Annotated in this window: 22 protein-coding genes; 19 read left to right on the top strand and 3 right to left on the bottom strand. The window is 40.3% G+C overall.

Annotation, left to right across the window (positions count from 1 at the left end):
• Nucleotides 1-9: 9 nt before the first annotated feature.
• Entirely contained in the window at nucleotides 10-900 is an 891-nt protein-coding gene (locus RsY01_RS06450) for a polysaccharide deacetylase family protein (protein WP_094784742.1), read from the top strand.
• Between the two features lie 125 nt (nucleotides 901-1,025).
• Nucleotides 1,026-1,412, top strand: coding sequence for a RidA family protein (locus tag RsY01_RS06445; RefSeq protein WP_094784741.1), 387 nt, complete (start codon nucleotides 1,026-1,028; stop codon nucleotides 1,410-1,412).
• Nucleotides 1,413-1,464: 52 nt separating this feature from the next.
• Here RsY01_RS06445 and RsY01_RS06440 read toward each other — a convergent pair whose 3' ends face one another.
• From RsY01_RS06440 to thiD, 3 genes are read right to left on the bottom strand one after another with little or no spacing between them, the layout of a single operon-like run.
• Nucleotides 1,465-2,046 (bottom strand): ECF transporter S component, encoded by a 582-nt coding sequence (locus RsY01_RS06440; RefSeq protein ID WP_094784740.1) that lies wholly within the window; start codon nucleotides 2,044-2,046, stop codon nucleotides 1,465-1,467.
• Nucleotides 2,047-2,068: 22 nt separating this feature from the next.
• Entirely contained in the window at nucleotides 2,069-2,539 is a 471-nt protein-coding gene (locus RsY01_RS06435; RefSeq protein WP_094784739.1) for an ECF transporter S component, read from the bottom strand.
• 25 nt (nucleotides 2,540-2,564) lie between these two features.
• Nucleotides 2,565-3,386 (bottom strand): bifunctional hydroxymethylpyrimidine kinase/phosphomethylpyrimidine kinase, encoded by an 822-nt coding sequence (thiD, locus tag RsY01_RS06430; protein ID WP_094784738.1) that lies wholly within the window; start codon nucleotides 3,384-3,386, stop codon nucleotides 2,565-2,567.
• 138 nt (nucleotides 3,387-3,524) lie between these two features.
• Here thiD and RsY01_RS06425 point away from each other — a divergent pair, with 138 nt between their 5' ends.
• The 17 genes from RsY01_RS06425 to nifJ all read left to right on the top strand — a co-directional run bounded on the left by RsY01_RS06425 (nucleotide 3,525) and on the right by nifJ (nucleotide 23,598).
• Nucleotides 3,525-4,946, top strand: a complete 1,422-nt coding sequence (locus RsY01_RS06425; protein WP_094784737.1) for an aminotransferase-like domain-containing protein — start codon at nucleotides 3,525-3,527, stop codon at nucleotides 4,944-4,946.
• A 100-nt stretch (nucleotides 4,947-5,046) separates the two neighbouring features.
• Complete coding sequence (gene uvrA, locus RsY01_RS06420; RefSeq protein ID WP_094784736.1) at nucleotides 5,047-7,872, top strand: excinuclease ABC subunit UvrA; 2,826 nt, start codon at nucleotides 5,047-5,049, stop codon at nucleotides 7,870-7,872.
• A complete protein-coding gene (locus RsY01_RS06415) occupies nucleotides 7,869-8,396 on the top strand; it encodes a GNAT family N-acetyltransferase (protein ID WP_094784735.1) in 528 nt (175 codons plus the stop codon). The genes uvrA and RsY01_RS06415 overlap by 4 nt, the downstream gene beginning before the upstream one ends.
• 315 nt (nucleotides 8,397-8,711) lie before the next feature.
• Nucleotides 8,712-9,191 (top strand): CPBP family intramembrane glutamic endopeptidase, encoded by a 480-nt coding sequence (locus tag RsY01_RS06410; RefSeq protein WP_094784734.1) that lies wholly within the window; start codon nucleotides 8,712-8,714, stop codon nucleotides 9,189-9,191.
• A gap of 546 nt (nucleotides 9,192-9,737) precedes the next feature.
• Complete coding sequence (locus RsY01_RS06405; RefSeq protein WP_094784733.1) at nucleotides 9,738-9,929, top strand: bacteriocin; 192 nt, start codon at nucleotides 9,738-9,740, stop codon at nucleotides 9,927-9,929.
• 15 nt (nucleotides 9,930-9,944) lie between these two features.
• The gene (locus RsY01_RS06400; RefSeq protein WP_094784732.1) at nucleotides 9,945-10,091 is read left to right on the top strand and encodes a class IIb bacteriocin, lactobin A/cerein 7B family; all 147 of its coding nucleotides are present in this window, start codon (nucleotides 9,945-9,947) and stop codon (nucleotides 10,089-10,091) included.
• Nucleotides 10,092-11,073: 982 nt separating this feature from the next.
• A complete protein-coding gene (locus RsY01_RS06395; RefSeq protein WP_094784731.1) occupies nucleotides 11,074-13,218 on the top strand; it encodes a peptide cleavage/export ABC transporter in 2,145 nt (714 codons plus the stop codon).
• Nucleotides 13,219-13,308: 90 nt separating this feature from the next.
• Nucleotides 13,309-14,574: an HlyD family efflux transporter periplasmic adaptor subunit gene (locus tag RsY01_RS06390; RefSeq protein ID WP_094784730.1), complete on the top strand. Its 1,266-nt coding sequence runs from the start codon at nucleotides 13,309-13,311 to the stop codon at nucleotides 14,572-14,574.
• A gap of 35 nt (nucleotides 14,575-14,609) precedes the next feature.
• On the top strand, nucleotides 14,610-14,756 hold the full coding sequence (locus RsY01_RS10905; RefSeq protein ID WP_157905788.1) for a hypothetical protein: 147 nt from the start codon (nucleotides 14,610-14,612) through the stop codon (nucleotides 14,754-14,756).
• A gap of 27 nt (nucleotides 14,757-14,783) precedes the next feature.
• Nucleotides 14,784-16,232: a sensor histidine kinase gene (locus RsY01_RS10900; protein ID WP_157905787.1), complete on the top strand. Its 1,449-nt coding sequence runs from the start codon at nucleotides 14,784-14,786 to the stop codon at nucleotides 16,230-16,232.
• On the top strand, nucleotides 16,232-16,960 hold the full coding sequence (locus RsY01_RS06380) for a response regulator transcription factor (protein WP_094784728.1): 729 nt from the start codon (nucleotides 16,232-16,234) through the stop codon (nucleotides 16,958-16,960). Before RsY01_RS10900 ends, RsY01_RS06380 begins: the two co-directional genes overlap by 1 nt.
• A 511-nt stretch (nucleotides 16,961-17,471) precedes the next feature.
• Nucleotides 17,472-17,663, top strand: a complete 192-nt coding sequence (locus tag RsY01_RS06375) for a class IIb bacteriocin, lactobin A/cerein 7B family (RefSeq protein WP_094784727.1) — start codon at nucleotides 17,472-17,474, stop codon at nucleotides 17,661-17,663.
• Between the two features lie 71 nt (nucleotides 17,664-17,734).
• On the top strand, nucleotides 17,735-17,962 hold the full coding sequence (locus RsY01_RS06370) for a hypothetical protein (RefSeq protein ID WP_094784726.1): 228 nt from the start codon (nucleotides 17,735-17,737) through the stop codon (nucleotides 17,960-17,962).
• Between the two features lie 26 nt (nucleotides 17,963-17,988).
• On the top strand, nucleotides 17,989-18,249 hold the full coding sequence (locus RsY01_RS06365; RefSeq protein ID WP_094784725.1) for a hypothetical protein: 261 nt from the start codon (nucleotides 17,989-17,991) through the stop codon (nucleotides 18,247-18,249).
• A complete protein-coding gene (locus tag RsY01_RS06360) occupies nucleotides 18,246-18,647 on the top strand; it encodes a glycosyltransferase (protein ID WP_094784724.1) in 402 nt (133 codons plus the stop codon). The genes RsY01_RS06365 and RsY01_RS06360 overlap by 4 nt, the downstream gene beginning before the upstream one ends.
• Nucleotides 18,648-18,650: 3 nt before the next feature.
• On the top strand, nucleotides 18,651-19,466 hold the full coding sequence (locus RsY01_RS06355) for a hypothetical protein (protein ID WP_094784723.1): 816 nt from the start codon (nucleotides 18,651-18,653) through the stop codon (nucleotides 19,464-19,466).
• A gap of 460 nt (nucleotides 19,467-19,926) precedes the next feature.
• Nucleotides 19,927-23,598, top strand: a complete 3,672-nt coding sequence (gene nifJ / locus RsY01_RS06350) for a pyruvate:ferredoxin (flavodoxin) oxidoreductase (protein WP_094784722.1) — start codon at nucleotides 19,927-19,929, stop codon at nucleotides 23,596-23,598.
• Nucleotides 23,599-23,822 lie beyond the last annotated feature (224 nt).

The raw sequence follows: 23,822 nt of genomic DNA, 5'->3' as shown, positions 1-23,822 counted from the left end.
AATAACTATATGAAAAAAGCCTTACAAATTTCGATTTTAGTCTTATTCCTTGCCTTAGTTGGTCTGATTTGTTTCAAAATGGTATCAGGACAATCCGCAAAGTCTGAAAACCGGCCAACCAAAGTGACGAAGTCAGTGGCTGATAAAGTCGTTGAGGAAAGCAGTGAGCCATCAAGTTCTAGCGCAGAAGAAGCGGCTAAACCAGAAGCAGAGCCTGAGTGGATTAAGTCCGAGACGCCCATCAAGTTTCCGATTTTGATGTATCATCACATCGCCGATGTCGTTGATGGCAACACTTTATTTGTGCCAGCTGATGAGTTCAAGATGGAAATGACGGCACTGAAAAATGCGGGCTATTATACCTTGAGTCCTGAGGAAGCTTATCGGGTACTGACAACCAATGAAAAACCAGCAGAAAAAATTGTCTGGGTAACCTTTGATGACGGCTACAAAAATGCCCTTGAGACAGCCATGCCGATTTTAACGGAGTTAGGGATGAAAGGGAGTTTCTTCATTATTACTGGAAATTTGGGGAATGAAGATACGATGACAGATGGGATGTTGTCAGAGTTGAAAGCTAATCCGCTCATGTCTGTCGGTAGTCATACCGTTAGGCATCCAGATTTGGAGTTTTCAAGCAATGAGGCAGCAACTGGTGAGTTAGTCGATTCTAAAAAGTATTTGGATAACTTACTGCATCAAGATACATCAGTTATCTGTTATCCAGCAGGGCGCTATAACACTGAAACGGCAGGATTGGCTGAAGCGGCAGGCTATAAACTTGGCTTAACGACTCATCCAGGTCTTGCCAGCAGTGTAGATGGCCTTTTTGCCCTTAATCGTGTCCGTGTATCTTATGGTCAAACTGAGGCGAGTTTTATGACCTTGATTGGGAATTAAACATTTAATACAAAAGTTGATGTTGAAAAGCATCGACTTTTTGCAATTCTTTTTGACAAAATTTTCTGATTATTTGTTATACTAGACAGTAGAACAGTTATAACAAAATTTAGAGGAGGATTGTTATGTCAATCAAAACGATCGCAACAGATCAAGCGCCGGGAGCTATTGGACCCTATGTCCAAGGCAAAATTGTGGGAGATTTTCTCTTTGCATCAGGTCAGATTCCATTGAACCCCGCAACAGGCGAAATTGTCGGTGCGACCATTACCGAACAAACGCAACAAGTGATGAAAAATGTTGGTGCCATTCTGGCTGAAGCTGGCACAGACTTTAATCATGTGGTCAAAACGACGTGTTTTTTGAGTGATATGGCAAATTTCGTACCCTTTAATACCGAATATGCGAAAGCTTTTGGTGCAGCATTTCCAGCACGTTCAGCTGTTGAAGTTGCCCGATTACCCAAAGATGTTTTAGTTGAAGTTGAAGTGATTGCTTACTTGGGAAACTAATTTATTAGAGATAAAAATAGGAGTGGTCATCCAATCGATGACACTCCTATTTTTATTTGATAACTTTTAAGAGAATGGTTTTCAGCGGCAAATATAAAAGTGTGACTAAAATAATTGTGCCAATGCCGTTAATGGCAGTGGCGAGCAGGGAAGTAAAGGCAGCTGCAGTCGCAGGTTCTAAACTCCCACCAGCCACCAAGGCTCGAATCAAGCCTTTCAGAAAATCGGTCAGCAGTTTCATTAAAACGCCAGATGCGACTGCGACTGTGACAATCCAGAGTTTATCAGCGAAAATCCGATGTAAAGCTTTATAAACGAGCTGAATGGTCAAAGCGACTAGGACATTGCCCAGAAAAACAACGGGCATCTCAACGGCATAACCATTGACAAGGTCAAAAATAGCGAGACCAATGGCGCCTGAAAAAGTCCCGTAGCCAAAGCCGAGATAGAGCGCAGCGAGGGCGACGACTGCATTGCCGACATGGAAAAATGGTGCTCCGATAGGGGCGAAAATCGCCACATGGAGTGACTGGATAGAAACATAGGCGAGCGCTGCGAAAAGTGCCGCTAGGATAACTTTTTTTGTTTTATTTTGGGTGATGCTGGTATGAAAAAAATGTTCTGGTGTCGTCATGAGGAGGTCTCCTTTTTAGAGCTTACGGTGTACTGAGTTTTAAAACACGCTGTAAGGTCGGTACAAGTGCTATGGCAATGATAATCCCTGCAATATTTTGTAAGAGGTTTGGAATTAGACTGGGAATAAAACCGCCTGGACCATAAAAGAGAATATTTGCAAGACCATATCCGATGACCATGAGACTGGTCGCAAGCAGATAGTTCAGGGGACGTGATTTGGTACTAGCAGATAGGTAGCCCTGTGCGCCGTGAATGACAAGTGAAAACAGCATCCATTGCGGATAACCACTTACGATATCAAGCAGAAAACCGCTGAGACCACCGACGATAGCCCCTTCTTTTTTGCCGAAAAGCGTCGCTGTGGTAAAAACAAGACCATCCATGACAGTCACAAATCCTCCCGGTGTTGGGATTAATAGAATTTTAGAAATGGCAACATTGAGGGCGATGATGATGGCTAAAAGGATTATTTTTTTATTGTTCGTATTCATCTATATATAGTCTCCAATTTCCAATTCATGACTTGAAATGACCGCTATCTCGATAAGCACCATGCCAGATATGGCCGAGATATTGATTAAAAGGATGCCCTTTGATGATGGCAGCATGGACAAATGCTTTGGCAGTTGTCACGGCGTCAAGAATTGATTGTCCATTGGCAAGCACAGCGGTAATGGCAGCTGCAAAGGTACAGCCTGCACCGTGATTATTGTCGGAATGGATGAGTGGACTTTTCAGGTAGTGAAAGGCATGACCATCGTAGAAGAGATCTAGGGCTTCATCGTGCTGGTTATCAAATCGTCTCCCACCTTTAATAATCACTGTTTTAGCACCATAGCCGTGGATAATTGTCGCCGCTTTTTCGATGTCTGCAAGCCTTGTCAGCTCGCCAAGGCCAGATAAAATGCCAGCTTCAATCAAGTTTGGCGTCGTCACATCAGCCACAGGCAAGAGCAATTCACGAATGCTATCTGCATTTTCAGAAAGCAGAATACCAGCAGTTCCTTTGCAGGCAAGGACGGGGTCAATCACGATGTTTTTGGGTTGATAACGGTCAATGGCATCGCGGACGACAGTAATCGTTCGAATATCGCCCAACATGCCTGTTTTCAGGGCATCGGGCTTGTCACCTGCAAAAATGGTATCAAGCTGGCGACCAACGACCTCAGGTTCAATCGTTTCAATGCTATGCGACCAATTATCATGAATGTCCATGGTAACGATAGAAGTAATGGCACTCATGCCGAAGGTGCCATATTCTTGAAAGGTTTTTAAATCTGCTTGTAAGCCAGCGCCACCTGTCGCATCACTGCCAGCGATTGTTAGTGTTTTTTTCATTATTATTGCCCCCTTATTTAGTCTTCATGATGTATCTGAATTTTCTTACTTGCTTTCTATTCTAGCATTTGGTATGCTAAATAAAACAGCCAATTGGATTGTTTTTTTACCATCCAATTTTCAAGAAAGGCATCCAGAATGAATTGGCATATTGAGAAAACGCCCAAAACACCGATCTACCAGTCAATCATGAAACACATCACGCAAAATATCCAAAATGGTCAGCTCTTACCCGGTGAAAAATTGCCTTCGGAACGCAAATTGGCAGCGTTGATTGGCGTTAATCGCTCAACGATTGTGCGAGTCATGGCTGAGCTTGAGGCCAAAGGGATTATTAAACGCCAACGAGGCAGTGGGACGATGGTCAATGACGATAAATGGGGCTTAAGTCAAGAACCAGTAGTCGATTGGCATCAGTTGATACAATCACAGCAACCAGATGAACATCATCAATTAATAGAACAAATCAAAGAAAAATTGCAGGATAGTTCTGCGATTGATGCCTATACAGGTGAGTTGCCACTTGATTTAGTCCCAGCTTTTGATTTACCTCAGTCCAATTGGCGAGATTTTATTGAAGCGGATAAAAATCAAGATGCGCTAGGCTATTTTCCACTTCGTCAGGCGATTGCCAATCTGCTGGCACAGGATGATCAGTTGACCCTACCAGTCGAGCAGTTAATGATTACTTCAGGCGGTCATCAGGCGATTTTCTTGATTGTGCAAGCCTTGCTCAATAGTGGCGATGCGGTGGCGATTTGTCAGCCGTCATTTTTATATGCCTTGAATTTATTTCAGACCGCAGGGATTCGATTATTTGGTGTGCCAATGGATGAAGAGGGCATGCGTTTAGATTTGCTAGAAAATGAGATTTTAAAGCATCGTGTCAAGCTAGTCATGCTCAACCCAACTTTTCAAAATCCCACTGGTACAACCATGTCTTTAGCACGTCGACAGGCTTTGATTAAACTCTGCCAGACTTACAAGATTCCGATTATCGAAGACGATGCTTTTGGTCTGCTACCATTTGACAAGCGAACGACAGCCCCACCTTTGAAACAATTAGACCCGCAAAATGTGATTTACATTGGGTCTTTGTCTAAAATCATCGGCTCAACGACAAAAATCGGCTGGATCAGCGCACCACCAGCCGTCTTGGAGAAATTATCCACTGCGCGGCAAGATTTAGACTTGACGCTCAGTATCTTTCCGCAAGTTTTAGCGAATGATGCTTTATCAGATGTGACTTTTCAAGATAAACTTGCCAGTTTGCGGGCGCAAATCAGCGCCAGAATGATCTATTTCTTCGACTTAATCGGTCAAGAGTTTGTCTGTCATCGACCGGCTGGTGGCTTTTATGTCTGGCTACGCTTGTCAACGGACACGCTGACAAAAAAACAGATGGACGAGGTAATCGCAGCAGGCATTTTATGCCTCCCCAGCTTTATTTTCGGCGATAAAACGCCTGCACTACGCTTAAATATTGCCCGATTAAATGTTGATGAAATCAAACGATTGGTTGAGACATTACAAACGTTAAAAAAGGCTGGCATTTGTTAGACAGCGTTTCAAATTTGGCATAATCAATTCCTAAAATGTTATAATAGGTTTAACATTTCAATTTGACTAAAATAAAATTTGATTAATGAAAGAGTAAAACTTGGCACAAGAAAATATCATCATTCATGGCGCGCGCGCCCACAATTTAAAAAACATCGACGTCACGATTCCGCGGGATAAATTAGTCGTGATGACAGGCCTATCAGGCTCAGGAAAATCATCCCTAGCTTTTGATACACTCTATGCCGAAGGGCAACGGCGCTATGTTGAGAGTCTCTCGGCTTATGCTCGCCAGTTCTTGGGGAACATGGACAAGCCTGATGTCGATAGTATTGACGGCTTATCGCCTGCGATTTCGATTGACCAGAAGACGACTTCTAAGAATCCACGGTCAACGGTTGGCACGGTAACGGAAATTCATGACTATCTGCGTCTGCTTTACGCCCGGATTGGCACGCCCTACTGTGTCAATGGTCATGGCAAAATTACAGCACAATCTGTCGAAGAAATTGTCGATAGTGTTTTAGCCTTGCCTGAAAAGCAACGGCTCCAGATTTTAGCCCCCATTGTCCGCGCTAAAAAAGGACAACATAAGAAGATTTTCGAGAAAATCCAAAAGGACGGTTATGTTCGTGTGCGGGTCAATGGTGAGGTTTATGATGTGTCCGATGCGCCTGAGCTGGAGAAGAATAAAAAGCACGATATTGATATCGTGATTGACCGGATTGTGCTCAAAGACGGCATTCGTGGGCGCCTGTTTGACTCGGTTGAGGCGGCTTTGCGCCAAGGTGACGGCTATGTCAAAATCGATACCATGGACGGTAATGAGCTCCTGTTTAGCGAGTATTATGCCTGCCCGATTTGTGGGTTTTCTGTGCCTGAGCTTGAGCCGCGCCTGTTTTCATTTAACGCCCCGCAAGGCGCTTGTTCCGACTGTGATGGCCTTGGCATGCGTCTGGAAGTCGACCTCGATTTGGTCGTGCCAGATGGGACGAAAACAATTCGTGAGGGTGCGGTTGTGCCTTGGTATTCTGGCTCATCGACCTATTATCCTGCCGTTTTAGAGCAGGCCATGACGGCTTTCAACGTCGATTTGGACACCCCTTTTGAGCAACTATCAGAAGATGATAAAACCTTGATTTTTTATGGATCAGGCGACAAGTTATTCCATTTTTATCACGAGGGAGATTTTGGTCTGCGTGATTTGGACATGGCTTTTGTCGGGATTGTACCCAATATTTTCAGACGTTACGAAACAGGTTCAGATAGTACGAAAACGCAGATGCGTGCTTATATGAATGCCTTGCCGTGTCAGACTTGTCATGGCAAACGGTTGAATGAACAAGCTTTGTCCGTCAAGTTGAATGGAGAAAAAGGCTATGATATTGCTGACTTGTCAAACTTGCCGATTGGCGAGCATTTGGAACTCATTCATTCTCTTATCCTTTCTGAAAATGAGGAGATGATTGCCCGTCCGATTGTCAAAGAAGTGGGCGATCGTTTGAGCTTTTTGAAAAATGTCGGCTTGGACTATCTGACCTTGTCTCGTAATTCTGGGACTCTGTCGGGTGGTGAAAGTCAGCGGATTCGCTTGGCAACGCAGATTGGCTCAAACTTATCTGGTGTGCTTTATATCTTAGATGAACCGTCGATTGGCTTACATCAGCGGGATAATGACCGCTTGATTGAGTCCTTGAAGAAAATGCGTGATCTGGGCAATACGCTGATTGTCGTCGAACATGATGAAGATACGATGATGGCAGCGGATTATTTGATTGACATTGGCCCCGGTGCGGGTGATTTGGGTGGTGAAATTATCGCTGCTGGCACGCCTAAACAAGTCGCTAAAAATAAAAAATCAATTACCGGTCAATATCTGTCTGGCAAGCGAAAAATTCCAATTCCAGCAGTGCGTCGTCCAATGGATACTGGAAAAGCTGTCATCATTAAAGGCGCAGCTGAAAACAATCTCCAAAACCTAGATGTTGCCTTTCCTTTAGGCGTGATGACAGCCGTAACCGGTGTTTCTGGATCTGGTAAATCAACCTTGGTCAATGCCATTCTTAAGAAAGCCTTGGCGCAAAAACTCAATCATAACAGTGATAAACCAGGCAAATACAAGTCAATTTCAGGTTACGAGAAAATTGAGCGCTTGATTGACATCGACCAAAGCCCAATCGGTCGGACACCGCGTTCCAATCCTGCGACTTATACCTCAGTTTTCGATGATATTCGGGATCTCTTTGCCAATACCAATGAAGCTAAGATTCGTGGTTATAAAAAAGGTCGCTTCTCCTTTAATGTCAAGGGGGGGCGTTGCGAGGCTTGTTCTGGTGATGGGATTATCAAAATCGAAATGCACTTTTTGCCAGATGTCTATGTGCCCTGTGAAATTTGTCATGGTAGACGCTATAATTCTGAGACATTGGAAGTGCATTACAAGGAGAAAAATATCTCAGAAGTGCTTGAGATGCGCGTGTCTGATGCCGTTGACTTCTTCAAACACATTCCAAAAATTGAACGGAAACTACAAACGATTGTCGATGTCGGCTTGGGCTATGTCACTTTAGGGCAGCCTGCCACGACACTCTCAGGCGGTGAAGCCCAACGGATGAAACTGGCAAGTGAGCTGCAAAAACGCTCGACTGGTAAATCATTCTATATCTTAGATGAGCCGACAACTGGTCTGCATACTGAGGATATTGCCACCTTGCTTGAAGTCTTAAATCGCTTGGTTGAGCAAGGTAATACGATTGTCGTTATCGAGCACAATCTAGATGTCATTAAGACAGCTGACCATATCATTGACTTAGGGCCTGAAGGTGGTATCGGTGGTGGTACGATTTTGGCGGTTGGTACACCAGAAGAAGTAGCTGAGGTTGATACGTCTTATACAGGTAAGTATTTGAAGGAGAAATTAGGATGACAAGACTGGAAACAGAGCGTCTGATGCTCAGACCTTGGTTAAAAACGGATGCAGAAGATCTTTATCGTTATGCAAGTGACCCTGATATTGGGCCAATAACTGGTTTTCCTGTTCATACGAGTGTCGAAAATAGTTTAGAGATTATTGACGCTGTTTTTCAAGAGCCGGGGAATTTTGCCATTTACTTAAAAAGTGAAAATCGCGTTGTCGGTAGCATTAGTCTAAAGATTGGGCAGCAGAGTAGCCTTGATTTGACGAATCAAGAAGCTGAGTTTGGCTACTGGATTGGCAAACCATTTTGGGGGCAAGGCTTGATGCCTGAGGCGGTTGAAGCAGTTATTGATTATGCCTTGAATACGCTTGACTTGACGGATTTATGGTGTGGTTACTATGAGGGGAATCTCAAGTCCAGGCGTGTTCAAGAAAAATGTGGCTTCCACTATCATCATACCGAGTATGATGTGGCAGTTCCTCTGATGCATGAGATTCGGACACTTCATGTGATGCATTATGTCGGTAGATAAAAGTAGTTTCTATTTTGGGAACTGCTTTTTTTCGAAAAATTTTAGAAGAGATTTAGTAATCGTATCTTAGAAAAAACATGTTATTCGTGGCATATTGATGTCGTTCATAACATTTTGATTTTTAGAAGGAAAAATTACGATATACTAAACTTATAAAATGTTGCAATATTTTTAAATAGAAAATGGCGACATAAATTATGGAAATTGAAGTAACTTTCTTTCAAAGAGTCTTAAAAGCTAGCCTATCAAAATTAGGTTACATCTCTTATCGCACTAGGCCTGTTTATAGCAGAACAGATTTTAACGCCAGTTGTTATGGCTTCTAATCTTTTTAATCTAGAATATACGACGAGTTTAACGGTTATCAATTCTAGTCTAGTTATATTATTTTGTCTATTGACACGTTGCTTAGCCAAGAAAATGGGCTTAACAGATTTTAAACTCAAGATAAGCGTGCCAAAATTTATCGGTGTTGTTGCGCTAGGGGCTGTTTGTTTATCTGTTGCTTCGATAATTGGTAGTATCATATTTGCAAATAGTGGTGAGGCAACGACAGCCAATCAACAGATGATTGAAAATGTATTGAAAACAGTACCATTATTACCACATGTCTTGACTCTCGTCTTTCTTGCGCCAATCGTGGAAGAAGTCATTTTCCGTGGGCTAGTGATTGGGAAATTATCGTCAAAGTATAGATGGATTGGTTGCTTGCTTTCGATCGAGCTCTTTGGTCTTAGTCATAATCCGACTAATTTAGGAAGTTGGCTTACATATGGAGGTATGGGGAAATTCTAGCTTTTACCTACTGCAAAACGATTAGTCTAGGCACTAGTATTGCGATTCATTTTGCTAATAATGCAATGGCTAGTCTGTTGATAATTCTGTCATTATTGCTTCAAAAATGATTTTGAGAAATAGTAAATACTGTTTATGAAAAGAGGTCATTGATGGGAAAAATAAAAAGGAAACTATCATATCGACATCAGTTTATAAGTTAAGGACATTCAAACATCTGGTTTGGATGTTTTTATCTTAAATATCTCTATCAGAAATTTAACTTCTGAATATACAAATGCCATGTCGTTCATGATATATTTCAGACCATTCAGGAAATATTAGGTCATATTTGGCATATTTCAGGTCGTTTATGACATTTTGATTTTTAGAGGGGAAAATTACGCTATACTAAAACTGTAAACGAGATGAGTTGACTTGAGTTGGCGCCGACAAAAAGCGACTAATGTTTCGTTGCTGAATTATCGCAGTAAGTGAAAACTTACGACATCACAAATGACGAGCTTTCTTCGGAAACACCGTCTTGAATGGTAGGAGAAAAATAATATGACAAACACAACATTGAACAATGTCGTTGCATTGGATAAATTTTCAGCACTCACTGAAGATGAGATGATGCTGGTTGAAGGTGGTTTATTCCCAATTATTATTGGGGGAATTGTAATTTCTAAAGGTGTTGTTATTGGAGTAGGCGCAGTTGCTGCAGGACTTGGCATCGGATACTTAGTCAATAGATAAAAAGGAGGTAGACAAATGTCAACACGCGTATTTAAATTTGATGATTTTAACGAATTAGACGAAGCAGAACTCACAGAAGTGATAGGCGGAATTGCGCCTGCGTTGGTTCTTGCGCTATTTATGGCAGGCTATCAAATTGGAAAAGATTTTGCTAAGCGTTAAAAAATATCGAAAATGTTTTTTAACGGGGCTATTTATCGCCTACATTCTGGCTATTATAGTAGGTGATATAATAGGCTCAAATTATTTGTCAAATCTATTGCCTCCGCCACTTATCATCATTTTCTTTCTAGTCATTTATGATTTATGAGGATTACTGTTTTTAGTTCATAACTTAGTCTTCAACACAATTAATTTTTATGATTAAACGGCCGAAATTACTAAAATGGTAAGTCTATTGAAGAAAAAGAAATATGGCAATGCAAACAATTCTAGAGAAATACTTTATCAGATTTTCGTGAATTGAACTTGTATTGACCATATTGACATCAGTTTATAAGTTAAGGACATTCAAACATCGGGTTTGGATGTTTTTTTGTTTTAAATAATAAAATTTTTATGGAAAGAATCTTTTAGCGTCACCATATCAGAAGTGTTAATTACTTTTATGGGTGTACTTTCATTAATTGATACTATTTATAGAATAACTCATAAATAGTTAATATCTCAAAATACTATTGAGTGCATTTTTATAAAAATAAGTTAGATTTACCTTAACGCTTATTTTGAGTGTACAAAGTAGTCCAAATTAAACAGATGCATATCAATTTATTAGAGACCATCAAACATAAAAATTAAAAAATCAGCCTCAAATCTGCTAACTCGCAATTTTTGCGAGCTAAGTGAAAAAGAAATGCTCAAAGTAGTGGGAGGTAAGAACTTTTTATGGGATGTTGTTGGTAGAGGTTCAAGCATGATGCTTCTACCATGACTTTTCAAGTCAGTTAAGTATATTCAAACATCTTATTTGGCTGTCTTTTTTAGGTTTTAAATCCAAAGAAATCTATCTTTTTTTGAAAATTCTATGTCAGTCATACAAAAAAGTGTCGTTCATGGCATATTTTAGGTCGTTCTTGACATCTTGATAATTTTATCAAAATTTTCTAGTAGAATAGAATTAAGAAAGAATAGATAAGGAAATGCCATGTTAAAACGATACAAATATGTCCAGCAAGTCGATCAACGAGATTGTGGTGTGGCAGCACTTGCGACGATTGCGAAAAATTATGGGTCTGACTTTTCCTTAGCACATTTGCGAGAGTTGGCAAAAACTGATATGGAGGGGACAACGGCGCTTGGGATTGTGCGTGCGGCAAAGGAACTAAACTTCGAAACACGCGTGATTCAGGCGGATATGACTTTATTTGAGATGACGGCTATTCCCTATCCTTTCATCGCACATGTTGCTAAAGGTGGTAAGTATCTACATTACTATGTTGTTTACGGTGTTAAGAAAGATAAAATTATCATCGCTGATCCCGATCCAGATGTCGGGCTGACGAAACTGCCCAAAGAAAAATTTGAGTCGGAGTGGACAGGCGTCACGATTTTCATCGCCCCTGCACCAGATTATCAGGCAGAAAAAGATGAGAAAAATGGTCTGCTGAGTTTTATGCCGCTACTGACCAAACAAAAAGGACTGATTTTCAATATTGTCATCGCCTCTTTGCTAGTAACGGCAATCAATATCGCAGGTTCCTATTACTTGCAGAGCATCATTGACGATTACGTGCCAAATCAGATGAAATCAACACTCGGCATTGTTTCAATGGGCTTGATGATTACTTATGTGCTGCAACAAATTATGAGCTACGCTCAGACCTATCTACTCAATGTTTTCGGGCAACGTTTATCGATTGATGTGATATTATCCTATATTCGCCACATTTTTGAGTTGCCCATGAGTTTCTTTGCCACACGGCGCACAGGGGAAGTTCTATCGCGCTTCAATGATGCCAACTCCATTATTGAAGCGCTTGCCAGTACGATTTTATCCGTCTTTTTAGATGTGTCAATTGTAATCATCGTCGGTATTTTTCTCTTTTTGCAAAATGTCAATCTGTTCTTGCTGACGCTGATTTCAATTCCGATTTATATCTTGATTGTTGTGGTCTTTGTCAAACCTTTTCAGAAGATGAATACGCAAGTCATGCAGAGTAATTCACTTTTGAGCTCAGCCATTATTGAAGATATTAATGGGATTGAAACCGTTAAAAGTTTGACGAGTGAGGCAATTTCTTACCAAAAAATTGACCGTGAATTTGTTTCTTTTCTAAAATTCTCCTTTAAACGTGAACGCTATGAAGCGATTCAGATAGCCTTGAAACAATCACTGAAATTGATTTTAAATGTCGTGATTCTCTTCTTCGGCGCAAGGCTTGTCATGGCTGATAAAATCTCGCTTGGGCAATTGATTACTTATAATACTTTGCTATCATATTTTACCAATCCACTAGAAAATATCATCAATCTTCAAACGAAAATTCAGCAGGCACGTGTTGCTAATAATCGCCTGAATGAAGTTTATTTGGTTGAATCGGAGTTTAAAGATGAATCTTTTGTGACGGAGCTTGAGACGATTGCGTCGATAAATTTTGAGAAGGTGAGTTATAAATACGGTTTTGGCCGCGATATCTTGAAAGACATTGATTTAACTATCAAGTCGGGTGAGAAACTCGCTTTAATTGGTGCAAGTGGTAGTGGCAAAACAACGCTGGCAAAATTAATTGTCAACTTTTTTGAAGTTAGCAAGGGTGCCGTTAAATTTGGCAGTACCGATATTAAAAACATTGATAAGAAAATCTTACGCCAAAAGGTCAACTATGTGCCGCAACAACCGTATATTTTTACAGGGTCAATCATGGAAAATTTAACTTTGGGGGTTAAAACTGAGGTTACCATGCAGGATATTGTAGCAGCTTGTGAGCTGGCACAAATTCGTGAGGACATCAAGGCTATGCCCATGAGTTATCACACGGAGATTACCGATGGCACAGGGATTTCTGGTGGTCAGAAACAGCGGATTGCCTTGGCACGGGCGATTTTGACAAATTCGGATGTCCTAATTCTTGACGAAGCGACGAGTTCGCTAGATGTGTTCACTGAGAAAAAAGTGATTGATAACTTGCTTAAACTTGATAAGACAATCATCTTCGTTGCCCACAGATTATCAATCGCAGCCAAAAGTGATCGGATTATCGTGCTTGAACAGGGTCAGATTGTCGAATCTGGTAGCCATGATGAACTGATGACGTTGGGGCAGCACTATAAACAAATGGTTGCTTTATAGGCAGTTCGCGAATGTCCCTGTTTGAACGGTGCATCGCTAGGTCAAGTTTCAAGATTTTACAGCAAGTAAAATCGCAGAAAGGAGTTGTAGATGAATCAACAATTATTTGAAAGTGCAGAATTTTACAAGCGTCGGTACGGCAATTTCTCAGTTTATCTGATTATTCCGACCTTTCTTTTGTTGACTTTTTTGATGATTTTCTCGGTATTTGCCAAAAAAGAAATCACAATTCAATCGGTTGGCGAAATCGCACCCATGCGTAGCATTGCGAAAATTCAGTCAACGAGTGATAATACAATTATTGAAAATAAAGTCATCAATAATCAGGTTGTCAAAAAAGGACAGACATTGATTACTTATTCGGGGACGATTACGGACTCAGAGATTAACAAGATTTCGGCGCAGATGGCACAGGTTGATAAACAAATCGCTAACTTAGAAACGCTGAAACAGGGTATTGATACTGGGACGCAGACTTTTGCGGAAACAGATGAATTTGGCTATCAAAGTACTTTAGACAATCATCTGACCCAGATTGACTTGACAAGCAAGGAATTTGAAAAAGCTAATGCTGATATTGGCAATCAAAATGCAACGGTTGCGAGTACGCAGGGCGCTTTAATTACCGAGATAGATAATCTGAGCCAGAAAATTGATTGTAAAAGAAGCAAACGAGATAATGAGAAAGATAGCGATAAGCGTGAGTTGCTGACGCAGGAGATTGAGCAACTGGACTCAAGTCTGTCAAGTTTAAATACACAAGTCGCAAGTAGTGGCGGTTACCGCACGCTTGACAACAGTTTGGCAGCTAAACTTGATAATCTCAAAACCTCACAGTTGGCGACCGCTGATAAAGTATTAGTTGAACTAAAGGCGAGTAGACAAGAATTGGCGCAAAATCTCATTTTAGCGCAAGAAACACAGAAAAATAATAAGCTAGTCGCACAAGAATCTGGTATAATTAGGTTAGATACAGAAAATAAGAATAAAAAGATAATTCCGACAGGGACGACGATTGCTGAGATTATGCCGAGCATCACGGATGAAACGAAATTGGAAGTTGACTATTATGTGGACTCAAGTGCTTTGACGGGGCTGAAGATTGGTCAAAAAATTCGTTTCACATCTGATAAAAAGTTAAGCGACCAGCTCGTTATGACAGGAAGAATAAAGGAAATTGCAAAATCAGCGACGCCTGTCGAAGGTAAGAATTTCTTTCTGATAAAGGCAGAGATTTATCCCAAGGATAAGGAACGCCAGCAGTTGATTTATGGCATGCAAGGTCGGATTTCGAGTATCATTGATCAAAAAACTTTCTTTAACTACTATAAGGATAAGATTTTTTCTGATAAGTAGTTGTAGAGCCTAAAAAATAGAAATGGAGCATTAACATGGTTGAGTTTAAAGGAATTGAAAAGTTTGAAGTTGTTTCTGAGGAAAAATTACAAGCATGTCAAGGTGGTGGCGGTGTTGCGCCAGTGCTTGGTGTCACAAATTTCTGGGAATGGCTTTTTGGGAAAAATTCAGGTAAAAAGTAGATGCTACTAATTTTAGGGGTTACATGTATGCTAGTTTCTATGGGGATAGTTACCCCATATCTGTTATATCGCATTACGAATAAAGAAATTAAGTACAGATTATTTTTTATTCTAGGTATATTTTGCGTCGTAAATCTTTTAATTACAGGAGGTGTAATCCCCTATGTAATTCCATTAAATTGGGTAGAGGATTTATTTTATATCTTCTCTCTGGTAAGTGAAATAGTCATCTCAATACTCTTCTTACAAAAATATAGACCTTATCGGTTAAGCGTTAATCTCTTTTACGTTATGTTTGTCTTGACTTTTTCATACGTCGTTAGAATGTTTATTTCAGTTTTTATTGTGGAAGGGATTTTTGGTAATCCAGATGAGGCGATAGGGGGAATTATTGGTATACTGGGTGTTTTACCAAGTTATATTTTACTAACAAAAATTTTGACAATTAAACCAGGACGGCTTATAATTGCAGAGCAAGAGCAAGAGCAAGAGCAAGAGCAAGAGCAAGAGCAAGAGCAAGAGCAAGAGCAAGAGCAAGAGCAAGAGCAAGAGCAAGAGCAAGAGCAAGAGCAAGAGCAAGAGCAAGAGCAAGAGCAAGAGCGTGATATTTTAGCAGAACAAAATAAAATAATTGTCATGTCAAATTTAGTAATGCTTATTTTCTATTTTTATAATAACTTTGCCCGAACAAATGATTTACTTAGTTCATTTGATTTTCGTTATCCTCTCTTTATGCAAGCATTTGTTTCTGTATTCGTACTTTATGCAGTCAATGTTAAGTTTAAAGATTGGGAAGTGCAGAAACTCCTTAAATATAAGGAGCATACCCTTTCTAATCTTAGCTATTATATCAAAGAAGTGGATGAGTCTTACCAGTCTGTTCGCGCTTTTCGGCACGATTTTGCGAATATCTTGATTTCCATGCGACAAACGATTGAAACCCAAGGGATAGAAGAAGTCAGAGCAACTTACAATCAGATTCTTGCGTCCAATAATATCCTTCTTGAAAAAAGTCGGAAAGAAGTGGCTAAACTCAGTAATATTAAAGTTTTAGAGTTGAAAAGTGTGATTTCGGAGAAAATTTTAAAGGCGGAGCAAAAAAATGTCAATTTTGAACTAGAAATACCGAAAAAAATTACACATTTGCGCTTGGATAAAGTGGACACAGTTCGAGTCATAGGCATTTTGCTAGATAATGCGATAGAAGCTGCAGCTGAGTGTGAAAGCAGTCAACGGACTGTCAGTATCGCTATTTTTGATAAGGGAACAAGCAGATATTGTGTGATTGAAAATGACATGAACGAAAAGATATTGCCGATAAATAAGATTGTTCAAGCGGGCTATTCAACAAAAGGTGCACATCGTGGCTATGGACTTCCTAACGTTAAAAAAATGATTAGTAGGTATCGCAAAGTTGACTATCACATTCAGGCAAAAAATTATAGATTTAAAATAGAAATCGAAATGAGGGGATAATGAAGGTATTTATTTTAGAAGATGAACAAATCCAACAGTTTTATCTGGAAAATCTGATTGCAGACTATTTAAAAGAAAAAAAGTATCCGAATTCAGGTGTTGTCGCTTGTGGTAGATCACGTGATTTGTTAGTCGCACTAGAGGGTTGCCCCCAAAACAATCTCTATTTTCTAGATATTGCGATTAGTAACAACCGAAATGCTGGACTTGAAACGGCTGAAAAAATTCGGAAGATGGATCCGATTGGACAAATTTCCTTTGTGACAACACACAGTGAGTTTGCGCCGATTACTTATGAATACAAGGTAAACGCTTATGATTTTATTGACAAGATTTTGCCACAAAACGTGTTTCATCAAAGACTTTTTGATAATATTGACCACTATTTTGCTATGAATCGAATTAAACCTCTGGGGCAAATTTTTTCATATCAAACCCGGACAGGCAAGCAAATTGAAGCGTTGTATTCGGATATTTATTACTTTGAAACAACTGGGCAACCCCACAAGCTTATCTTGCAAATGGCGGGAGAAGCCTTAACTTTTTATGGCACGATGGATGATATTGATGGACTGTCTGATAAGATGATACGGATTCACCGTTCCTATTTAGTCAACAAGGATCGGATTAAACGCTATCTTAGAAAAGAAAAACTGGTTATCCTAGATGATGATACGGATTTGCCAGTTTCACGTACTGGTGCTAGGAATTTGAGGCATTTTAAATAGATGTTGGGCTGTATTATTAGAATTTAACTAAAAATGAGTCAGATTTCGCTTTGGAATCTGACTTTTTATGTCAAATAGATCAATTAACGATATTTGGTTAATTGTGTCTAGTGTGAGCTAGAGCAGACTAAATGAGGTCATATTTTGTTTTTTTTGACAGTCTCAACTTCTTGTTTGAGTTTAAAATTGAGGTCATTCATGGCATAAAAATGTCGTTCATGACATAACGTGGTCGTATTTGGCATATTTTAGGTCGTTTATGACATTTTGATTTTTAAGCGGTGAATTTGCGATATACTAAGGATGTCAACAAAAGATTGATTTACGATGTGATGCTAAAGTTGAGAAACAACTTATTCTGAAGTTATTGAACAGGAAAAATCAGCTATTCAAATTTAAAATTGGGTTAAGTCATTCACCCAACGCGAAAAGTAATGAAAGTAGCCTTGATACCGCAAGTTGAGAAGTTGCGAGACCACTTTATTTAAAAAAACAGAAAGTAGGAAATACAATGACACAATTAAATTTAAATAAAATGTTCTCAGAACAATACAAAGAGTTAACTAATGAAGAAATGTCAGAAATTTCAGGTGGCGGCGTTGTAGCAGGTGTATTTGGCGGTATCGCTTATATTTGGTGCGCAACTGCGGGTATTTGGGAGCTTGCAAGCGCACCTAGAACACAAGCCACTTATTTTAAATAATAACAAAAACTAAAGCTAAGGGCTCGCCAATTAAAGTGAGCTTTTGGTGTTTAATATAGAAAAGAGTGATTATGGAAAATATAGGTATAGCGATTGCCGGTGCAGTATTAGAGTGTTGTCTAATTTTGGGTGGGCTTTATATGATTTTGAGTAAGGACACTGTGGAAAAAACAGACATGGATAAACGGATGGGGATGCCTTATTATGGTTTCGTTAATAAAAAATTGGGTTGGCTGCTATTGTTATCAGGTGTTTTTGTTTTAGTAGTGCCTATTCTCATCATAATTGTCGCAAAATAAGGTATTGCTAGAAATAGGAGGTAAAAATGAAAGCAAAATATGGTCAGAGTGTCGTTGAGATTTGGAAAATTTCTCATGATGAGCCAAAAGAAGAATGGGTGCGTCAACTATTTGAAAGTGGTCAATTTCAATGGCAAGCTAAAAAGACTTATATACAAGCAGTCGGTAGTTGGATGGCATATGGTCTTGTCATTGGTTACATTGGGGATTATCTTGTAAAAGACGATTCCTATCGTGTGATTAAAGAAAAGGAGTTTATGAAGCGTTATGAGGTGATGTCTGAATGACTGTGATTGAACTTAAACTATTAAAAGATTTAGCATTGAAAAAGAGTATTCAGGAAAAAATTCAAAATCCTCATTTTTTATCAGAAATCATACAAGCAAGCCAAAAATTAAAAATATCGTTGGTTATGCTGGTTAGAAATCAAGAATCTGGTATTACTGAGGTGCTGGAACGGTTAAAGCTTTTGGAACTTGATGCTTATCATGTTGTGGACACCGGCTCGACAGATAATACGGTTCAAGTCTTACAAACTATTGATGATGTAGCGCTTCATAGTATACCTTGGGTTGAAGATTATGGTTATATGCGTAATCAAGCAGCCAAGTTTGCTAATTCAGATTGGCTTTTAATCATGGATTCGGATGAATTATTAGGCACAAAAGATTTGGATTTGAGATGATTAGTGACACTCTTAGAGAATACGATAAGTGAACCTTTTTCTATAAATTTTGAACAGCATAATCAAAATTCTGCTCATATCAGTGTACCAGCTAGGCTTTATAATAAGGCTAACTCAAATTTTTATGGGTTAGTTCATGAAGAATTAAGAGATATTAAAACTGATGAACCTGTATTTGGTATATTAACTAAAATTGTGATAGAAAATGTAGGAAGTTCACAAGACGAGGTAGCGAAATTTTCAAAAAATGAACGATACTATCGTTTACTAATGAAAATGATTGAACTTGACTCAAGTAATCCAAGATGGTTTGCTCATCTATCACCATATGCTATACAAGCATTAATTCAAGAGTCAAAATACGAACCGCTCTTAATCAAATATTTATTTAAAAATCAAGAGGTGCTGATAGAAAAAGATGCCATATTAATATCGCCATACACTTCAAATCTATTTGAACGATATATAACTCTACTTTATACGAAAAATGAGTTTGAAGCTGCTAAAAAGGTAGCAGAATTTGCTTTGACAATGTATCCTGAGAACTCAAGTCTAATGTTTAATAGTGCGCTTGCAGAGATTGGGAAAATTCAGTTGGATATTAAGCGAGCAATGAAAACAACTTTGGGACGATATTTAGTTCTAAATAAACAAGATGCGTACGAAAACAACTTATGTGATACCCAATCATTGAAACTTGCTTTGGCTGAATTGAATAGTATGAACGGCAATTATCAGATTGCCGAACAAATCATCTCTGATATAAAAGATGAAAATTTATTAAATATTTGGGAATTATGGCATCCTATACAAAACTAAATGGAAATAAAAAAGTTCACGCAGAGCATGATGATTTATATTTTAAAGATGTTAGGCGATAAAAATTTGGTGTGGTGGAAATCTTATACACATCATCTGTTTCTGGATAATCAAGCGGTAATATGAAAAGTATATCTGATGGCTTTCATTTAGAAAGCTATTTTTTTGTCAATACATTTTAAATACCAGTTCAAGAGCCTTTCAAAAGTTATAAGTTATTTTCGACAGCATTTTCCTGTAAAAATCAATGAAAAAATGTGTAATTTTCTGAAAAATCTTTAAAAAAATGTTAGAATAGAACAGTATAACTTAGTCAAAGTAAGCATACTCATAGACCTGATTTTAACATCACAGAAAGACTTTGAGCGGACAAAGTTCGTGAATGACCCTGCTTGGGCGGAGCGTTAGCGGAGGTCAAGTTTCAAGATTTCAAGAAATGAAATCACAGAAAGAGGTAAACATGCGTAAAACAATGGACGGGAATATGGCAGCGGCTCATGTCGCTTATGCCTTCACGGAAGTGGCATCTATCTATCCGATTACACCATCTAGTCCCATGGCAGAGTACACTGACGAGTGGCAAGCTGCGGGGCGGAAAAATATTTGGGGCGATACGGTCTCAATCAGTGAGATGCAGTCTGAGGCGGGCGCTGCGGGTGCGATTCATGGCGCCCTCAAAGCAGGGGCGCTTGCGACGACCTATACAGCGTCGCAAGGCTTATTGCTCATGCTGCCAAACATGTATAAAATCGCGGGGGAACTGCTCCCTAGTGTGATTCATGTCGCGGCGCGTGCGGTATCGACCAATGCTCTTAATATTTTTGGCGATCAGTCTGATGTCATGAGTGCGCGTGCAACGGGCTATGTCATGTTGGCAGAATCTTCTGTTCAGGAAGTCATGGATTTGTCAGCTGTGGCACATTTAGCGACGATTGAGGCATCTGTGCCGTTTATGAACTTTTTTGATGGGTTCAGAACCTCCCATGAACTCCAAAAAATTGAGGTCTTGGACTATGCGGATCTGGGTCAACTGATCAATCAAGAAAAGCTCCAAGCATTTCGTGATAGAGCCATGAATCCTGATCACCCGACAGTTTCGGGCACCAACCAGAATGCTGACATTCATTTCCAACAGCGTGAAACGACCAATCGTCACTATGATCAGGTGCCTGCGATTGTCCAAAAATACATGGGCAAGATTAATGCTTTGCGTGGCACAGATTACGATTTAATTAACTACTACGGGGCAGAAGACGCGACGGAAGTGATTGTGTCAATTGGCTCTGTCGGCGAAACGATTGAGCAGACTGTGGCTTATCTCAATGCACAAGGTCGCAAGACGGGTTTCTTAAATGTGCATCTATATCGGCCATTTCCAGCAGAAAATTTCCTTGAAAAACTGCCTAAAACTGTGACAAAAATCGCTGTCTTGGATAGAACTAAGGAGCCAGGTGCTGATGGTGAGCCACTTTATCTGGATGTTAAGTCTGTTTTATTTGATCAAGCAACCAACATCAAAGTAATTGGTGGGCGTTATGGGATTGGCTCGAAAGATACGACGCCAAGCCAAATCGTTGCTGTTTTTGATGAATTAGTTAAAGACGCGCCTAAAAAACGCTTCACAATCGGTATCACGGATGATGTGACGAATTTGTCGCTCGACTTAGGATCTTCGCTTGATTTGACACCAAGTTCAACCTTTCAGGCGAAGTTCTGGGGCTTTGGCTCTGATGGCACTGTTGGTGCCAATAAATCTGCCATTAAAATTATCGGTAACCACACGGATAAATACGTCCAAGGGGCTTTTGCCTATGACTCTAAAAAATCTGGTGGCTTGACAGTTAGTCACTTGCGTTTTGGCGATACGCCAATTAAATCGACTTATATGATTCAACACGCTGATTTTGTCAGTCTATCAACAGCCAGCTATGTCCACCAGTATGATGTCCTGAAAGGGCTCAAAAAAGGCGGTACTTTCCTGCTCAATACGGTCTGGACGGATGAGCAGCTCAATCATCATTTGCCAAGTCGGATGAAACGTTATCTCGCTGAAAATGACATTCAGTTTTATACCATGAATGCCGTTGAAATTGCGGGGAAAGCTGGCCTTGGTCGACGGATTAACACTGCCATGCAAGTTGGGTTCTTCAAATTATCACAAATTATGCCCTTTGATGACGTCTTTAGCATTCTCAAACAAGATGCCCATGACAGTTATGCCCGTAAATCGATGAAGATTGTTGAGCAAAACTGGCAAGCCATGGATTTGGCTGTGGACGGTTTGCACAAAGTGACGATTCCAGCGGATTGGGCAAATGCTCAAGCGCCACAAGCCATTGAAGTTGGCGGTGAAAAAGTGAAGAAATATGTCTTCCAAATCGTCAATAATGTCAACGCGCAAGAAGGCGATAATCTGTCAGTTGGCGATTTGGTTGACAACGACATGACCGACGGTCGGATGCCACTTGGCACAACCGCTTTTGAAAAACGTGGTGTTGCCTTGGAAGTGCCCGTCTGGGATGTTGACAAATGTACCATGTGTAACGAGTGTAGTTTTGTCTGCCCACACGCGGCGATTCGTCCTTTCTTACTGGATGAAGATGAGCTTAATGAGGCGCCAGAAGGTTATCTGGTCAAGGATTACCGTGGCGCAGATGGGCTCATGTACCGCATTCAGGTCTCTGTCGAGGACTGTACGGGATGTGGGCTTTGTGTCGAGGCATGTCCAGCCAAGGGCAAAGCGCTTGAAATGAAACCTTATGAAGAAGTACGCGCTGAGGCGGCGAACTGGGCTTTCTCGATGACCCTGAAAACTAAAGCTAATCCAGCTAAAGCCAACACAGTTATTGGCACCCAGTTCAATACGCCCTTGCTTGAATTCTCTGGCGCTTGTGCCGGCTGTGGCGAAACGCCTTACGTGAAGCTCCTCACACAAATGTTCGGCGACCGCATGATGATTGCCAATGCCACGGGTTGCTCCTCTATCTGGGGCGGCGCGGCACCTGTCAGCCCTTACACGACAAACGCTGCCGGTCAAGGCCCTGCCTGGTCTAATTCCCTCTTGGAGGACAATGCGGAATTTGGCTATGGCATGTGGTTAGCGTCGCAAGCGCGCCGCACGAAGTTAGCCAAGGATATGACAGCTCTGCTTCATGAAGTGACTGTATCAGATGAAACAGCAGCCCTGATGCAAGACTGGATTGACCATAAAGACGACTCAGACGGTACACGCCAACGTGCTGAAAAACTCAAGAGTGCGCTGGCAGAATTAGGAACAGCCTTTGACAGTATTCGAGCACGTCAAGATCAATTTGTTAAACCGACCCAATGGATGATTGGGGGCGACGGTTGGGCTTACGACATCGGTTTTGGCGGGATTGACCATGTCATTGCCTCTGGTGCAGATGTCAATATGCTCGTCATGGATAATGAAGTCTATGCCAATACGGGTGGGCAAGTCTCTAAAGGCACACCACGTTCTGCGATTGAGAAATTCTCAGCAGCAGGAAAAGCCGCAGCTAAGAAAGACTTAGGTTTCATGGCCATGACCTATGGTAATGTCTATGTCGCCCAAATCGCCTCAGGTGCCAATAAAATGCAAACGATTAAGGCATTTGAAGAAGCAGAACGCCATAATGGCCCGTCCATTATTATCGCTTATACGCCTTGTATCTCACACGGCTTACGTGGTGGCATGTCACAAACCATTCGTGAGGCAAAAGAGGCTGTTGAGTCAGGCTACTGGCAACTTTATCGCTATAATCCAAACTTGGAAGATATGGGTAAAAATCCCCTGACGCTTGACTTCAAGAAACCAGATTTTGATAAAATGACTGCGTTCATGACCCAACAAGTCCGATTTGCCAGTCTGCAAAGGATTAAGCCAGAAGCTGCGCAAGCTTTGTTTGATAAGACGACCGCTGATGCGCGACGGAAATTTGTCCGTTATGCTCGGCTGTCTGGTGACTTGGATAAATTCCTAGCCAAGGAAGCCAAGGCTAAGGGTGAAGAAATAGTTTCTGTCACAGCCGCTACTAAGATAGAACATCCTAAACGTGAAAAAGACCCTGACGCTGAGGCGCGCCGTGCTGCCAAACGTGCAGAGCGTGCGGCGAAACGAGCAGGAAACTAAATCATAAATAACAAAAACATCGCCCAATTATTGAGTGATGTTTTTGGGTTAATGCTAAAATTTAGGATTTATTTTTTAGTGGTAAAGAATAAAAGGCAAAAAATATATACTTTTTTGTTTTCAGTCTATTGCAAAAATAAAACAATAGTGTTAGAATATAAATATAAAATTAGGTCTAATTTTTATGAAGTTGTTATTTTTAAATATAAAAACAGAAAACATGA

This window comes from Pseudolactococcus reticulitermitis, from assembly GCF_002260845.1.
Classification (GTDB): domain Bacteria; phylum Bacillota; class Bacilli; order Lactobacillales; family Streptococcaceae; genus Pseudolactococcus; species Pseudolactococcus reticulitermitis.
Note: the sequence above shows the minus strand (reverse complement) of the source record. Positions and strands in the feature narration are given on the sequence as shown.

Coding starts and splice junctions, on each gene's coding strand:
- RsY01_RS06395 (WP_094784731.1), top strand. CDS start 11,074: ATGTTAAAACGATACAAATATGTCCAGCAAGTCGATCAACGAGATTGT.
- RsY01_RS06390 (WP_094784730.1), top strand. CDS start 13,309: ATGAATCAACAATTATTTGAAAGTGCAGAATTTTACAAGCGTCGGTAC.
- RsY01_RS06425 (WP_094784737.1), top strand. CDS start 3,525: ATGAATTGGCATATTGAGAAAACGCCCAAAACACCGATCTACCAGTCA.
- RsY01_RS06435 (WP_094784739.1), bottom strand. CDS start 2,539: ATGAATACGAACAATAAAAAAATAATCCTTTTAGCCATCATCATCGCC.
- RsY01_RS06445 (WP_094784741.1), top strand. CDS start 1,026: ATGTCAATCAAAACGATCGCAACAGATCAAGCGCCGGGAGCTATTGGA.
- RsY01_RS10905 (WP_157905788.1), top strand. CDS start 14,610: ATGGTTGAGTTTAAAGGAATTGAAAAGTTTGAAGTTGTTTCTGAGGAA.
- RsY01_RS06405 (WP_094784733.1), top strand. CDS start 9,738: ATGACAAACACAACATTGAACAATGTCGTTGCATTGGATAAATTTTCA.
- RsY01_RS06410 (WP_094784734.1), top strand. CDS start 8,712: ATGGCTTCTAATCTTTTTAATCTAGAATATACGACGAGTTTAACGGTT.
- RsY01_RS10900 (WP_157905787.1), top strand. CDS start 14,784: ATGCTAGTTTCTATGGGGATAGTTACCCCATATCTGTTATATCGCATT.
- RsY01_RS06415 (WP_094784735.1), top strand. CDS start 7,869: ATGACAAGACTGGAAACAGAGCGTCTGATGCTCAGACCTTGGTTAAAA.
- RsY01_RS06375 (WP_094784727.1), top strand. CDS start 17,472: ATGACACAATTAAATTTAAATAAAATGTTCTCAGAACAATACAAAGAG.
- RsY01_RS06360 (WP_094784724.1), top strand. CDS start 18,246: ATGACTGTGATTGAACTTAAACTATTAAAAGATTTAGCATTGAAAAAG.
- RsY01_RS06365 (WP_094784725.1), top strand. CDS start 17,989: ATGAAAGCAAAATATGGTCAGAGTGTCGTTGAGATTTGGAAAATTTCT.
- nifJ (WP_094784722.1), top strand. CDS start 19,927: ATGCGTAAAACAATGGACGGGAATATGGCAGCGGCTCATGTCGCTTAT.
- RsY01_RS06440 (WP_094784740.1), bottom strand. CDS start 2,046: ATGACGACACCAGAACATTTTTTTCATACCAGCATCACCCAAAATAAA.
- RsY01_RS06370 (WP_094784726.1), top strand. CDS start 17,735: ATGGAAAATATAGGTATAGCGATTGCCGGTGCAGTATTAGAGTGTTGT.
- thiD (WP_094784738.1), bottom strand. CDS start 3,386: ATGAAAAAAACACTAACAATCGCTGGCAGTGATGCGACAGGTGGCGCT.
- RsY01_RS06400 (WP_094784732.1), top strand. CDS start 9,945: ATGTCAACACGCGTATTTAAATTTGATGATTTTAACGAATTAGACGAA.
- RsY01_RS06450 (WP_094784742.1), top strand. CDS start 10: ATGAAAAAAGCCTTACAAATTTCGATTTTAGTCTTATTCCTTGCCTTA.
- RsY01_RS06380 (WP_094784728.1), top strand. CDS start 16,232: ATGAAGGTATTTATTTTAGAAGATGAACAAATCCAACAGTTTTATCTG.